Genomic DNA, 14,646 nt, shown 5'->3' on the forward strand with positions numbered 1-14,646 from the left:
TTTAATTGCAATCAACTATTATTAATATAAATAAAATAACTTTTATGGAAGATATAAGCTCTTGGAAAGAAAAGTTTGAAATTTGCATTTACGCTGAAAAGCTGATTGATAAACTCGAATATTTAAACGATAAAGTAAAAAATCCCGTTGATATAGAAGAAGTCAAAAAAGGTATCTACTACGCCCGTAAACATCACGGCTTGCAAATGCGTCAATCGGGCGATCCTTACTACTCTCACCCAATTGAGGTAGCGATTATGCTTGCGGAGTTTGTAGCAGACGAAGCCCCTAAGCTTTTTACTTCTAATATGATAAATACTGCTCTACTTCACGATACTATTGAGGATACAGAGCTTACTGAAAAGATGATCATCAAAATTTTTGGTAAAGAAATAGCAAAACATGTAGAAGGTTTAACTAGAATCAAACCTTATGGAAAAATCAGTGCCGAGGAAAGCTTAAACCTGTTAATCAAACAAAAAAGATATGATACCGCACTTATAAAATTATTTGATCGTATTCATAATGTACAAACATTAGCAGCTAAATCACCTGAAAAAGCAAAGAAGATCATTTTGGAAACATTTAAGAAATTTCTAGTTGTTGCTATACATTTAGAGTGTTATGAAATTGAAGAAAAGTTTAATGAAATTTGCTATAGGTTTTTATACAAAGACAAATTTTCTCAACAAAAACAAATATCATTATTCACCATGAATAACCTGCTTCTTTTTCCAACTTTTGAAAATGATTTAGACCAAACATACAAATTATAAGTAATGGAACCATCACAACAAACAAACCATATTGACCCAAATATTTTGTTAAATATATAATTCCAAACGAAGTAATTATATACATTAAGGCTCTAGAAACAGCATATATCATACTACTATAAGTAAAGCGTTTAAAAACCGGAAAATGCCTAAAAAAGATTGAAACAGCAGGAACAGTATCAAATGAACATATTATCAAACCTATTTGAATTAAAAGAAGTTGGAAAGGTGTAGTTGTACTTTTTAAAAGGTATGGTGAAAATAGAATAAATATAAAAAGCAACGCTAATTTTACTCTAAGAATTTTTAAAGGATATATTTTATAACTTAGAAAACATATTAAAGACATACTAGCTAGGTGGAACATTGAAATAATAAAATTATGATGAATAACCTGAGCTGCACTATATCCAAATGAATTCTTTAAAACTTCACCACAAGTAATATAAGTATAGTAGAAACATATGGGCCAAGCACAGCTCATTATGAAAAAATATATAGTTGTTTTCTTATTAGGTTTTTGGTTAAAAATCTCATCGTTTTTTAATTCTTTTTTGTCGATATTTGCTTTTTCATATTTTCGTAAAAGTCTAGCACTTGCATCTACAAAATCAGGTGTTTCTCTAAGATGAGTTCTAGCGTAACCTCCCACAACTGCAATAATTGCACCTATCCAAAAGGCAAGACGCCAATTAAATCCTTGAGTAGTAACCAAAGATGCTATAGCTAAAGCCGCAGTTGTCCCAATTACTGATGCTACGGCGATAAAAGAAACTACAGGATATTGTATAGGTGGTTTTGTAATTTCAGTTAAATAAAGTTCTGCTCCTACTATTTCACCTACAGAAGCCATACCTTGAATTGCTCGGCAAATTGTGATTAATACAGCAGCAAAATAACCTACACTTGTTCATAAGTAGGAGCATTCGCCATAATTATACAGGATAAAGCCATTAAGGTAGTTGTCATAATAACAGTAGATTTTCGTCCTAATTTATCACCTATTCGACCGAAAACATATGCTCCTAGTGGTCTAAATATAAAGGTAGAACAAAAGGGTAAAGGCAGAGAGAAGAGAAGCTGCACTAGAATCATATTTAGGAAAGAACAATTCATTTAACAATACTGCTAAATGGACATACAACATTAAATCAAAATACTCAAGAAAAGTAGCTGTAGATAAAATTCCTGTGGCTTCTTTTTGTTCTCTTGTTAAGCTTCTCTGTTCTTTTTCATAGCCTAGCATAAATTTTTTACAAAAAATTAAATTGTAAAGAAACTTATACTGTTTTATATAAAAGTCAATAGGAAATTTCACTTTACACGATAAATAAGAAAATGAAGTGCAACTTAATATACTTCGTGGATTGAATAAGATTTTTTAAAGAATAGTTAATCCTATTTCAAAAAAATCTTATAATTTGCAGCAAAAAAGAATTTAATTATTTATTAGCACAATAAATATGTGATAAATAAACTAATTGAAAGAAAAAAATGAGTAATATATAGTAATGGTTCATTTTTAGATTGAAAAGCAAAAAATACTATACTATCGTTGGTAGTTATAATTAAATATATTAAAAATATGCTTTTTCAATCACTAAAATGATTAAATCATATTTTAAGTTGAAAACTGCAAGATCGTTATCATATGAAGAACTTCAAAATGATCAGCAATTAAGCGAATTATTTGGAGATTCTTTAAACTATTTTATTGATAATTTTATAACAAAATCTGATAAATCAGTTGTAGCAAATAAAGCGTTTAGTATACAAGATGAATATAACAATACTCATAAATTATATGCGTTTTTAGAGAAAAATAAAATATCGGACAAAACACATCAAATGCTTATATATGTTAAAGTACCTTATATAATGACCAAAGACGACGAAGAAAGCTTAAACACTTTCAATAAACTTGGCTAAGATAATGTAGATTTTCCAAAATCAAAATCAGAACTCAAATAACAAGTTTAAAAGTGAGCTTGACGAAGCGAATAAGACAGAGTTATTTAAAGCTCGGTTTAGAATACCTAAACCGAGAAATAAATTACTACTTACCTAAAAGTGGATGTGGATGATGTGGATATGTAACATTTTTTAAGAATTTTCTTTTAATATAAGTACATACTAAAAATGTCAGTATGGTACTTGGAACATAGCGAATTATCGTAGGTAAATATCTTATTAAGGTCTTAGTTGAGACTAAGTCAGTAAACGGCGTACTTATGCTCTCTACTAACTCTCTACTTTTTGATCTTAAACAATCTAAAGTACGATATCTATTTTTGTATTTTAAATAACATCTAACAGCTTCAATAACCATAGAAGATATAATAGAAATTATTCCGCTTTGCATAAGAAAATAAAATTCCATACTATCCGAACAATAACAATAATTAGCAATAATTATTAAAACTAAACCTAGAATATTAAAAAAAATAGACAAATGGTTTGCCAAGAGATTTTAACATTGAATTACCTATTTCATAAGAATAGCGAGCAACACGCCTGCACCAAAAGCGTAGGCGAGATTCCGCAAAGGGTGGTCACGTGTCGACTCACATAAATCCGCTAACATTAGCCTTACCTTTATCTATTCCTTTATCTTTATAATGTTGTTCCATAACGGATGATAAATTACCTAACTGCTCATCTAGAATATCTCCGGATTTACCTTTTAAATTACGTAATCTTGAAACTAAGCTTTCAATATCTTTTTTGATACCTTCGACATCTTCTTTAGCAGAGTTTGAATTTGATTCTTTCATAATTTACTCCTTTATTAGTTTACATTTTGTTAAGCAAATTACTTTGCTTACAATTATAAGATACTCCTCTTGTAAACACTTTACAATAGCTTAAACAATAAAAAAACCGAATCTAGTTTAGATTCGGCTGAATTTAATGATTTTTTATTTCGTATTACTTCTACTTTCATAATACCAGACATTTTTTATTCTATGCCATTCCCGCGAAAGCGGGAATCCAAAAAAAAGTATAAATACAGCAAATTTTTTAAATTAAAAGCTCGATTTATCTCGCTTTATGATGGATTCCCGCTTTCGCGGGAATGACAGCGAGTAGGTTTTTCGATCCATGCAACAAAACCCTACTTTTAGCTAGGATGACATCGAGATCTTTTTAAAGAATGTCCGGTACTATACTATTTACTACCAAATGAAGAAACAATTTTATTAATTAATGATTCAATATTAATTGCTGATTGAGTATATCTTATCTCTTCATTAGCCGCTAAATTTTCATCATCATTACCAGGCACAATTGAAATATATTTACCTCCAAGTAACCCGCTGGTGACTACTTGGGCTTTAGAATCTTTAGGTATTTTAACATCATCATTAATATTTAGATATACACTTGCATAAAAGCTATTCGGATCTAAAGTAATTTTCTTTACACTACCTATTTTTATACCTGAGATCATTACGTCGCTTCCGACTGCTATACCCTCTGCACTCTGAAAATTAGCAGTTACCTGATAACCTTTTGAGCTAGTTATAGAACTACCTGTTTTGTAGGCAAAAATCAAAAATAGCAAAGCAATAATTAATACTATAAAGCCGATAATTGTTTCAATAATGTTCTGTTTCATTGTTTTTTATATTTTATTAATTAATTACGGTTGCCATCTACTATATTTAAGATTTGATACTTTAGGCTTAGCTATTCTATCGTTCTTTTGCCAGGGAAAAAGCTGAATATTTTTCGGTATCTCATTTACTAAATGATGTAACCAAGCGTGCCAACTCGGCGGAATTTTTGTAGGTTCATTTACATTCTTATAAATAACAAACCTCCTTGGACGCCCTAAATAATCAATATTACGGCTTTCATAATATTGATTCAAAAATTCATCTTCTCCTACTTTTTTGTGAAAAAAAGTAATAAAAAACTTATCTATCCACGACATTTTAAAATTTCTATAGCAGTTTCTCTTCCTTGCACTGCAAGTTTATCGGCAGCAATATTACCGCTATTATTTGCATGACCTTTTACCCATTTCCAAATAATAGTATGTTTACTCAATTCTGCGTATAATTTTTGCCATAAATCGGCATTTTTAACGGGTTCATTGTTGCTTTTACACCAATTATTTTTTATCCAATTATGAATCCAAGCGGTAATTCCCTGTTGCAAATATTTACTATCGGTATAAATCTCAATATTACAAGATTTTTTTAAAATCCTTAATGCTTCAAGGGCTGCCGTAATTTCCATACGATTATTAGTCGTATCCAACTCATACCCAAATATTTCTTTGCTAGTATCATTAAATTGAAGTAAAGCTCCCCATCCTCCAGGACCGGGATTACCTGCACATGCACCATCAGTATATATAACTACTTTTGAATCCATATATGGGCATTAACTAGGTTTAGAAGAGTTACGAAACTTATCTAACATTATAACATTTGGATTTGGAGATAATGAAGTTTTATAACTTTTATTATTACTTATTTCCTCTTCATGTTGGTGATTTTCTTGTATATTTAACGACTGATTAAAAGTTAGGCTGTAATTATTATTGGAATCAACAAAGCTAATAAGTGCATCAAAAGGTACGTAAATTATTTCTTTAACACCGTCAAAACTTACCGTTAAGGAAAAACCGGTATCATTTACTATTAAATTTTCAAACTGATATTGAAGTACTATTGTTATCTGTTTTGGATATGCCTGTTTAACTTTTGAAGGTAAAATTACCGCAGGGTTATCGGTTCTGTACGATATATATATTAACTGATCCCAATATAAATTTTCATGCTGAATTTTTGCTAGAATTTTTTTCACAAATTCTAGCATATATTCATTCACAAATTTTTTATATTCAATATTCATACAAGAAAAATAAATAAAAATAGGTCGACAAAGTTTAATTTGAGCAGTTCACGTCATTGCGAGCAAAAACTGTAAGTTTTAATGACGATATCAGCCGTTTTTAGGCAATGCCAATTTTTCAAATTAAACGAGTATACGCGTGGGGTTTTTCTGTTGCCCGGCAAACCCCCAGCCGCGTAGGGTTAAGCTGCTAAAGCTGCACCTACATAACGATTATTATCGTTTGCGTTTCTTTGTTTTGACCCATACGGCAAAAGCCGTCGGCGGAATCATCCCGAGTAAAAGCAATCTTTTTATTAGGTACGTCGATCCTATTTCGCCCCCATAAAATACTCGATGAACTTCAAAAATTGGCTCCGTCGTTCTACAAGAGCTGCGGTGCTCACGTATTAAGTATACGCTCCGCTCCTCGCCTTGTGAACTCCTTGCTCTTTTTGAAGTTGATCTTCGTATTGCTTACTTATTTAGAGTAATACATATTTAAACTTCTTTAAATAACGAAGCTAATAAAGAGGAATTTGAAGGAGACACTTCACCTCGAACCGCAGCGTACAAGCAAGTAACGTGAGGATGAGGGGTAAGAATCGACGTATAAATTACCTTTAGAAGCAAGTTATTTAGAAAGTTTTGGTGGAGGCGTCGGGTACTGCCCCCGAGTCCGCAACCTCTATTCTAAATTACGTTTATTACTATAGCTATATTAGCACCAAATATTATGCCTTAATTTGATTAAAATGTAAAGGTCAAATAAGAATTCTAGATTTATATTAAAAATGGACTTATATTATTTGTATACTTCATAATAAATATTACTTTTTGAAAAATATTTTATGCTACCAAATCTTGGAATTATCGCAGGCAGAGGTTCATTACCTTACTTAATAGCAAGTAACTATAGAAAGCAAGGCGGCAATTGTTATATAGCAGCAATTAAAGACGAAGCTGATATAGATCAAATTAAAGATTTTGAATATAAGATTTTAAAAATCGGTATGATTGGTGAAGCTATAAAATATTTTAAGGATAATGAGGTACAAAATATTATTTTTATAGGCGGAGTTAATAGACCGAATTTTAAAAATTTATCCGTAGATAAAACAGGCGGTTTATTGCTTTTCAAAATAGTTGGGCAAAAAATTCGAGGAGATGATAATTTGCTAAAAATAGTAGCGGATTTTTTTGAAAGCTATGGTTTTAAAGTAATTTCAAGTAACGAAATATATAAAAATCAACAAGGTAACTCCAATATTATAACTGATACCACCCTTACGAATTCAGATAAAAATGATATTGAGCTTGGAGTAAAATTGTTGAATCATTTAAGTTCATTCGATATTGCACAATCGGTTATAGTTGAAAATGGTTACATACTTGGTATAGAGGCTGCTGAAGGGACGGATAATTTAATAGCGAGATGTGCAAATTTACGTAAAAATCCTTATGGAGGAGTGCTAGTAAAAATACCGAAATTAGGTCAAGATAATAGACTAGATATGCCAACAATTGGTCCTGATACTATAAAGAATCTTGCTAAATATAATTACAAAGGAGTAGCGATTCAGAAAAATAACGTAATTATAGTCGAAGAAGAATTAACTATAAAACTCGCTAATGAACATAAAATTTTTATAACAAAATGTTAGCAATAGGTATTACCGGTAGCTATGCATCGGGGAAAACTTTTATTTTGGATTATTTAGCAGAAAAAGGATATAAAACTTTTTGTGCCGATCGATGCATAAAAGAATTATATCAAGATTTGAGCGTACAAACTCAAATCTTGAAATCACTCCCTGAACTTGAGTCTTTCAATATCGGAAAAATTAGTAATTTAATCTACAATAACGACCTAGCTAGAGAAAAACTACAAAATTTTATTTACCCATTACTAATAGATAAACTCATTTTATTTAAAAAAGAAAATGCTAATGCCAAATTTGGCTTTGCCGAAATACCGTTGCTTTATGAAGCTAAATTTGATAAATATTTTGATTTTGTCGTAACAATATACTGCTCTGAAGAAATAAGAATGCAAAGAGCAATAACGAGAACTTCATTTGATATAGAGATTTATAATAAAATCAAAGAAATTCAACTATCACAAGAGAGCAAAATAGCAAAAGCAGATTTTGCTATAAATAGCGGCGTTGATATGTTAGACTTGGAAAAACAAATAGAGAAGCTAATAAAGGATTTGAAAGCAAGGTAATTCTCGCTATTAGCGAGGAAATGTTGTCTTGTTGCATGGCACTTATGTCATTCCCGCGTAGGCATTGTTGCGTAGACCCCCAGTCGTCATTGCGAGAAGAATTACGTAGTAATTCGACGAAGCAATCCAGTTAAAAATTCTGATTTATAGAATTTTTTTAATCTTTTTCTGGATTGCCGCGTCGCTTCGCTCCTCGCAATGACGGTTTTGGTATCCACGCAATAACACCCGCTCGCAATGACGATTTTAAAAGACTAATAAAGGATTGGGAATGTCGAGTTTAAGAGAAATAATTTTAGATACCGAAACTACGGGACTTGACCCACGACAAGGTCACCGAATCGTCGAAATCGGTGCAATTGAGATGGTGAATAAGGTATTAACAGGCAGGAATTTTCATTTTTATATTAATCCTGAGCGAGACATGCCGTTTGAGGCTTATAGAATTCATGGCATATCCGGCGAATTTTTAAAAGACAAGCCTCTATTTCATACAATAGCCGATGATTTTTTAGAATTTATCTCAGATAGCAAACTTATTATTCATAATGCTCCTTTCGACATTAAGTTTTTAAATCATGAATTATCATTATTAAAGAGAGCGGAAATCAAACTTTTAGAACTGTCCAATGCTATAGACACTCTAGTTATGGCTAGAAGTATGTTTCCAGGCTCAAAATATAATCTTGACGCATTATGTAAAAGATTTAAAGTTGATAATTCAGGTAGGCAGCTTCACGGGGCTTTGAAAGATGCGGCATTACTTGCAGAAGTATATGTGGAACTAACGGGTGGTAGACAATCCGCTTTTAAAATGGTTGATAAATCTGCCGGAATAAGTAATTTAGCAACTAATCAAGTAAATAACAAAACAGAGCAAGCTACTATTGTTATTAAACCTACAAAAGAAGAGCTGCAAAAACATAAAGAGTTTCTTAGTAGTATTTTAAAAACTGCTTAGTAAAACGTCATTGCGAGGAGCCGTAGGCGACGCGGCAATCCAGAAAATAATTAAAAAAATTCTGTAAATCAGAATTTTTTACTGGATTGCTTCGTCAAAACTTACAGTTTTTCCTCGCAATGACGATTATCAACCTTCCTTAAACTTACCTATGAAAACAAACTTCCTTGTACTTATAACTTTTATAATACTCATCTCTTTAGGCTTTTGGCAGCTTAGTCGTTTAAAAGAAAAGAAATTATTTTTAGCCTCAATGCAAGCTAATCTTACCTCACCAGCAATTAATTTAGCAGAAATTCAAGACAATTTACCTTATCACAAAGTAAAAATTACCGGTCAATTTTTGCCTAATAAAGACATATATTTATACGGTAGAAGGTCAATGTCGAGTGAAAAAGACGGCTATTATTTAGTTACTCCTTTTAAAACCATAGAAGATAAAGTTATTTTAGTAGCACGAGGTTGGTTCAGTAATCGCAATAAAAATATTATCACTCAAGCTACAAACGACCAACAACATGAGATTATTGGTGTTACTATGCCGTCTGAAAAAACTCGTAGCTACTTACCTGCTAACGATATAAAAAATAATGTGTGGCTAACTTTAGATTTAAAAGAAGCATCCCAAACCTTAGAATTAAATCTAGAGGATTTTTATATTATTGCGGAAGGAAAAGATATTAGCAATCTAGATATTTTATTACCTCTTTCAATAAATCATTTAGCAGCAATCAGAAATGACCATTTAGAATATGCCCTAACTTGGTTTGGTCTTGCTATTTCCTTAATCGTAATATATGTGATTTATCGGCGTCGTTATATGGCTGTGGAGATCATCCCGCGACTTGATCGCGGGATCCAGAAAAATAACTAAAAAGACTGGACCCCGTGGTTCAAGCCACGGGGTGACAGTAATCGATACATAAATGAGCAATCTACAACAGCAAGCATCCGATCCTAATTATTCCGTTTGGGTATCGGCATCTGCCGGTACAGGTAAAACCAAAATCCTAACCGATCGATTTTTACGTTTGTTAATAACAGGCGTAGAACCTTCAAATATTTTATGCCTTACTTTTACTAATGCTGCTTCTATAGAGATGCAAGCAAGAATTAATAGTAAACTTAAACATCTTTCTCTTTGTGATGCAGAAAAATTAGAAAATGAACTCTTCTTAATGAGCGGCAATAAGCCGCTACCGCAAGAAATAGAAAACGCAAAAACTTTATACGATAAAATACTAAATAGCAATGAGCCTTTAAATATTTATACAATTCACGCGTTTTGTCAAAAAATCCTTAACACTTTTCCTTTAGAAGCAGGTATCACACCGGAATTTAAGATTCTTGAAGAAACTAAATTACAAGATATCTTCCTAAACATCAGAAATGAAATTTACTTAAGCGATGAGCATAATGACTTAATTAAAATTTTGCTTAACCGCTTTCATGAAATAACTCTGCAAGATATTTTTACTGAAATAATCGAGCAGAAAATTAAATTCAAAAAATTATTTACACATAAAACTATTCCGGAAGAAATAAATAATAAAAGATTCGCCTTAGGGGAATTAAATAATATATATGATAAGGTAAAAAACTTATTTGCAGAATATGATTTGGAAATAGAGCCGAAAGAAGTTTTTTTTACTAAAGACGGGAAAAAGCGTAAAAGCTTTTTATCGAAAGAATTAATAAGAAAATATCCTAAATTATTGCTAGAACTAGAAAAAATCACTTCTGAAATTTATCGCTTGGATGAACTGCGTCGCATAGAGGAGCTAGAATATCATACGAATTTACTTACTAAACTTGCTTATATTATTTTAAAAAAATACGATTCATATAAAGAAGAAAATAATTTACTCGATTATGATGATCTAATTTACTACACCGAGAAATTACTGAATAATAAAACTACGCACGAATGGTTGTTGCATAAGCTTGAAAACGAGATAAACCATATTCTTGTTGATGAAGCACAGGACACAAGTCCTGTGCAGTGGAATATTATCACTATTTTAATAACGGAATTTAATGCGGCAGATAAGCCAAGCAATAGTACCTTTATCGTTGGTGATGATAAACAATCTATCTTCAGTTTTCAAGGGGCTGATCTTCATAATTTCAGCTTAGTAAACGAGCAACTAAAAGCAAACCTTACAAATGCTAATAAAAAATTCAAAAATATCACACTTGAATGTTCTTATAGATCATGTGTGGAGATTTTACAATTTACTCATAATGTTTTGAAAAATATAAAATCCAATTACCCGAGTTTATTCCTTTCGGATAATCCATTAATATCCTCATTTCCTACACATCAAGGTTCTGTAACAGTTTGGCCGTTAGTAACAAGTGAAAAACAAGAAGAACTTTTTTGGGCATTGCCTGAAGATTATGAAAATTCTAAATCTGCTGCCGATTTACTTATAGAAAAAATTGTAAATTTTATACAAGAACAAATAAAAAATGAAGAAATTTTACCATCTACCGTAAGCAGAATATCTGAAAAAGATTTCATGATATTAGTAAGAAAGAGGGATGAATTTAGCAATAATCTTATAAAAGAACTTAGTAAAGCTAAACTTAAAGTTGAGGCAAGCGATAGAGTTAATCTTAAGGAAAATCTAACGATAATGGATTTAATGTCCGTAGCTAAATTTGTGTTATTACCTGATGATGATTTAAACCTTGCAGGGTTGCTAAAATCACCGATTATCGGAATAAGTGAGCGGCAATTATACGAACTTCTTGTAAATAAAAACGATAATAGCTTATGGGATATACTATCTTCACATGAGGATATATATAATAAATTAACTTCTCTAATTGAAATTTATAAAATATCGACTATTGAGAATTTCTTTGATTTAGTGGTGAATAATCTAAATTTACGAGAGATTTACGATGATGATAGTGATGATATGATAAATGAGCTATTAACGTTAAGCAAAAACTATGCAAATGATATAGATAATTCACTGCAAGGATTCGTTGCTTGGTTTGAGAATAACGATATCTATATCAAACGTGATATGGAACATTCAGATAAAATAAGAGTAATGACCGTCCACGGCTCTAAAGGACTTGAAGCTCCTATTGTTATATTATGCGATTCTACTACTTTGCCGATAAGTAGCAATAAATTTATTTGGGATGATAAAGGTGAAGTAGACCTCTTGCATAACGAAGCTAATAAAGAGGAATTTGAAGGAAACACGGCACGCAGCACCGCAGCGTACACTTTAGTTCGCGCAGATGCGAGTACCGGATTGACGTACAAATTACCTTTAGAAGCGAGTTATGAAAGAGGTCGAATGTTCTTCTCTGCTAATGCTGCGGACACACCCGCATTTTTACAAGATCTGAAAGAAGCTGAAAAATTAAAAGACTTACAGGAATATATAAGACTACTCTATGTTGCAATGACAAGAGCTAAAGACCGGCTAATTATATGCGGTTTTAGTAATAAAGCAACCGCTCCTGAAAATTGTTGGTATGAAATAGTCAAGCAAACTTTTGATTAACAGCTGCTTTATTAAGTCATTATTCGGCTTTCCAACTCTCCTAAACGTTGCTCGATTCTCTCTATATCTTCTTTTGTGACAGGATTTTTTAATAAAAATGCAATTTCATCTTTTAGCATGTTTATCTCTTTTTCAGTAGAATCTAATACTATATCGTAAATGCTTTTTTTGCCTTGATTTGACACTCAAATGCTCCCAAACTTAAATTGCTCAAGTTTCAACCACCGAAGATTTTAACTTCGGGTGGTCTATGTATTTAATTATAATTAATGAACCGTGTCGCGGTGTGTTACTCCTTACTTCATTTGGTTCCGAACAATCAATAGAGTAAGGGGTTATTCACGATCAACCATTAATATCAAGTGAATAACCCCTTAGCTCGTACATAGGACAGGAGAGAAAAACATGACAAAGCATATTTTTATAGGTATCGATGTATCTGAAGATACTTTAGACGTTTGGTTACACCCATTGAATAAATATAAAGTTTTTGATAATGATCAAAAAGGAATTAAGGAGCTAGTTGAATATATAGCGGATTATAATATAGCTAAAATTGTAATTGAAGTACTGGTGGACTTGAATATAAAGCAGCAAAAACCTTACAAAAAACAGGCTATTTGGTGTCAGTAGTTAATCCTTATTTTACATCAGCATTTAGAACTATGAGAGGTAAGTTTACAAAAACTGATACTATTGATGCACAAATGTTAGCATTATTTGTAGAAAAAATTAACCCTGAGTCTAGAAAAGTAGCGAATGAGATAGAAAAAGAATTAAAAGAACTTACATCTAGACGTAACCAATTAATTACTATGATAGTATCTGAACGCAATCGCTTACGTAGAGTTACTAATCAAAAAATAATTAATAGTATAAATAATGTTATTGATTTACTTAATAGCCAAAAGGAAGAAGTAGAAAAGCTTATATTACATCTTATTTTAAATCTAGAAAGTTACAAAGAAATATATAATTTACTTATTACTATCCCAGGTATTGGCTCTATTATAGCAATAACCTTAATTACAGAATTACCAGAGCTTGGTAATTTAAATTGTAAACAAATTGCTTCTTTAGTAGGGGTAGCACCTCACTGTAAGGAAAGTGGGAAAACACGATTTAAAGCAAAAACTAAAAGTGGTAGAAAAACAGTACGGGCAGCATTATATATGGCAGCTGTTACGTCTGTAAGATGTAATTCCGCCGTTAAACCTTTTTATAAAAGACTTGTGGAAAAAGGAAAAGCCAAAAAATTAGCTCTTACTGCTGTAATGCGAAAGATAATAATTATTATCAATAATATTGTTAAAAACAAACGGCCTTGGCAGGAACAATATAAACAAATTATCTTGACTTCTTAAACACAATCACCGGGGAAGTAAGAAAACCATCAACGATAGCCATAATAGCCTTTAAGCTCTGTACATAGCTATTATCTCCCCGACCGTGATGAAGTCGAATTTATACGGCTGATAATACCGCTTAGGAGTGAGGCTTTGAAATCCCAGAATAACGTTACCGCTATTCTTGCAAGAGATTCTACTCAATTTTTTTTAAATGTCAATTAGACCTTGTGTTTAAGAGCAGATAACGTAAGCTTAATTACTCCGAACTAGTATTAAAAACTGCACTAAATGTATATAAATATCCAGTGTTTCAATTTCTTCTTTAGTAAATTTATAAGGAGATTTTACATAAATAAGTTTTTTGGCGTCTTGCTTCTTTATTTGATCAGGCGGTAAATATTATAATCTATGTTCTTCTTGATCCTGAGACTCTTTATTAGCATGCAGCACCTCATACAAAGCTGTTATATCTTTTTTTGTTTCATCTAAAAAAGATGCAGCTACTTCTTCTAACTTTTCTTTAAATAAACTACTGAGCTCCTGATCACTTTCTAGCTCTTTCTGCGAAATTACTCTTATATCATCTAATTTAAAATAAGATTTTATATTTTCTAAAAAAGAATTAGCATAATTCTCAGTTCTAGGGCTTTTAAGATTTTTATTTAAATGATTATGAAGAAATTTTTTATCTAGATAAAATTGAATAATACTTAAATTTTTTTCTTTTAAGGTTTTTTTATACCTTGTTATTTTAGAAATAACGACTACAACAAGAAAAATAAAAATACTTATTAACAGAGGATATAAGATATTTAACTGATCAAACATTATAAATTTCATAGAATTTAGTTTACACTACATAATAGTAGTAACATTTATTTAAATTTCAACTTAAATATTTTTTATTTCAATTTAACTCCTATATCTTAAATTTAAATCATTTATATTTAAATAT

Annotated in this window: 15 protein-coding genes, 1 other RNA gene and 3 pseudogenes; 9 read left to right on the plus strand and 10 right to left on the minus strand. The window is 31.2% G+C overall.

The features are described from left to right. Positions 1 to 44: 44 nt before the first annotated feature. Positions 45 to 776: an HD domain-containing protein gene (locus BN1174_RS02615; protein WP_052454767.1), complete on the plus strand. Its 732-nt coding sequence runs from the start codon at positions 45 to 47 to the stop codon at positions 774 to 776. On the opposite strand, the pseudogene BN1174_RS02620 reads toward BN1174_RS02615, so the two are convergent. Next, positions 709 to 2,022 (minus strand): annotated as a pseudogene (locus BN1174_RS02620) (MFS transporter). The gene BN1174_RS02615 and the pseudogene BN1174_RS02620 sit on opposite strands and share 68 nt — an antisense overlap. A 344-nt stretch (positions 2,023 to 2,366) precedes the next feature. Between BN1174_RS02620 and BN1174_RS02625 the strand changes: the two are divergent. Then, positions 2,367 to 2,715, plus strand: a pseudogene (locus BN1174_RS02625) (hypothetical protein); the annotation flags it as partial. A gap of 117 nt (positions 2,716 to 2,832) precedes the next feature. Here BN1174_RS02625 and BN1174_RS02630 read toward each other — a convergent pair. The 7 genes and pseudogenes from BN1174_RS02630 to ssrA form a co-directional block, all read right to left on the minus strand. Beyond that, complete coding sequence (locus tag BN1174_RS02630) at positions 2,833 to 3,240, minus strand: hypothetical protein (protein ID WP_052454724.1); 408 nt, start codon at positions 3,238 to 3,240, stop codon at positions 2,833 to 2,835. 21 nt (positions 3,241 to 3,261) lie between these two features. Continuing rightward, positions 3,262 to 3,550, minus strand: a pseudogene (locus BN1174_RS02635) (hypothetical protein). 395 nt (positions 3,551 to 3,945) lie between these two features. Then, complete coding sequence (mlaD, locus tag BN1174_RS02640; protein WP_040256272.1) at positions 3,946 to 4,395, minus strand: outer membrane lipid asymmetry maintenance protein MlaD; 450 nt, start codon at positions 4,393 to 4,395, stop codon at positions 3,946 to 3,948. Positions 4,396 to 4,419: 24 nt separating this feature from the next. Further along, the gene (locus tag BN1174_RS02645) at positions 4,420 to 4,713 is read right to left on the minus strand and encodes an NADH-ubiquinone oxidoreductase subunit NDUFA12 family protein (RefSeq protein ID WP_040256274.1); all 294 of its coding nucleotides are present in this window, start codon (positions 4,711 to 4,713) and stop codon (positions 4,420 to 4,422) included. After that, entirely contained in the window at positions 4,701 to 5,159 is a 459-nt protein-coding gene (gene rnhA, locus BN1174_RS02650) for a ribonuclease HI (protein ID WP_040256276.1), read from the minus strand. The genes BN1174_RS02645 and rnhA overlap by 13 nt, the downstream gene beginning before the upstream one ends. A 9-nt stretch (positions 5,160 to 5,168) precedes the next feature. After that, the gene (locus BN1174_RS02655; protein ID WP_040256278.1) at positions 5,169 to 5,642 is read right to left on the minus strand and encodes an SspB family protein; all 474 of its coding nucleotides are present in this window, start codon (positions 5,640 to 5,642) and stop codon (positions 5,169 to 5,171) included. Positions 5,643 to 5,780: 138 nt separating this feature from the next. Continuing rightward, positions 5,781 to 6,387: a transfer-messenger RNA gene (gene ssrA, locus BN1174_RS08515) on the minus strand. A gap of 85 nt (positions 6,388 to 6,472) precedes the next feature. On the opposite strand from ssrA, the gene BN1174_RS02660 reads away from it, so the two are divergent. The 5 genes from BN1174_RS02660 (at position 6,473) to BN1174_RS02680 (ending at position 12,342) form a co-directional block, all read left to right on the plus strand. Beyond that, the gene (locus BN1174_RS02660) at positions 6,473 to 7,285 is read left to right on the plus strand and encodes an LpxI family protein (protein ID WP_040256280.1); all 813 of its coding nucleotides are present in this window, start codon (positions 6,473 to 6,475) and stop codon (positions 7,283 to 7,285) included. Continuing rightward, a complete protein-coding gene (gene coaE / locus BN1174_RS02665; protein WP_040256282.1) occupies positions 7,279 to 7,851 on the plus strand; it encodes a dephospho-CoA kinase in 573 nt (190 codons plus the stop codon). Before BN1174_RS02660 ends, coaE begins: the two co-directional genes overlap by 7 nt. 271 nt (positions 7,852 to 8,122) lie before the next feature. Beyond that, positions 8,123 to 8,812, plus strand: a complete 690-nt coding sequence (dnaQ, locus tag BN1174_RS02670) for a DNA polymerase III subunit epsilon (protein WP_040256284.1) — start codon at positions 8,123 to 8,125, stop codon at positions 8,810 to 8,812. A 151-nt stretch (positions 8,813 to 8,963) separates the two neighbouring features. Continuing rightward, entirely contained in the window at positions 8,964 to 9,686 is a 723-nt protein-coding gene (locus BN1174_RS02675; protein WP_040256286.1) for an SURF1 family protein, read from the plus strand. Between the two features lie 52 nt (positions 9,687 to 9,738). Next, a complete protein-coding gene (locus BN1174_RS02680; RefSeq protein ID WP_040256288.1) occupies positions 9,739 to 12,342 on the plus strand; it encodes a UvrD-helicase domain-containing protein in 2,604 nt (867 codons plus the stop codon). Positions 12,343 to 12,353: 11 nt separating this feature from the next. Here BN1174_RS02680 and BN1174_RS10685 read toward each other — a convergent pair whose 3' ends face one another. After that, a complete protein-coding gene (locus BN1174_RS10685) occupies positions 12,354 to 12,527 on the minus strand; it encodes a DUF5320 domain-containing protein (protein WP_162180257.1) in 174 nt (57 codons plus the stop codon). Between the two features lie 220 nt (positions 12,528 to 12,747). Between BN1174_RS10685 and BN1174_RS07790 the strand changes: the two genes are divergently transcribed. Together BN1174_RS07790 and BN1174_RS02685 are read left to right on the plus strand one after the other, a co-directional pair. After that, complete coding sequence (locus tag BN1174_RS07790) at positions 12,748 to 12,975, plus strand: hypothetical protein (protein ID WP_052454725.1); 228 nt, start codon at positions 12,748 to 12,750, stop codon at positions 12,973 to 12,975. After that, positions 12,966 to 13,706 (plus strand): IS110 family RNA-guided transposase, encoded by a 741-nt coding sequence (locus BN1174_RS02685; protein ID WP_052454726.1) that lies wholly within the window; start codon positions 12,966 to 12,968, stop codon positions 13,704 to 13,706. The genes BN1174_RS07790 and BN1174_RS02685 overlap by 10 nt, the downstream gene beginning before the upstream one ends. Positions 13,707 to 14,090: 384 nt before the next feature. Here BN1174_RS02685 and BN1174_RS08520 read toward each other — a convergent pair whose 3' ends face one another. Next, positions 14,091 to 14,519, minus strand: a complete 429-nt coding sequence (locus tag BN1174_RS08520; RefSeq protein ID WP_231555764.1) for a hypothetical protein — start codon at positions 14,517 to 14,519, stop codon at positions 14,091 to 14,093. Positions 14,520 to 14,646 lie beyond the last annotated feature (127 nt).

It is taken from the genome of Rickettsia hoogstraalii, from assembly GCF_000825685.1.
In the GTDB taxonomy this organism is placed as follows: domain Bacteria; phylum Pseudomonadota; class Alphaproteobacteria; order Rickettsiales; family Rickettsiaceae; genus Rickettsia; species Rickettsia hoogstraalii.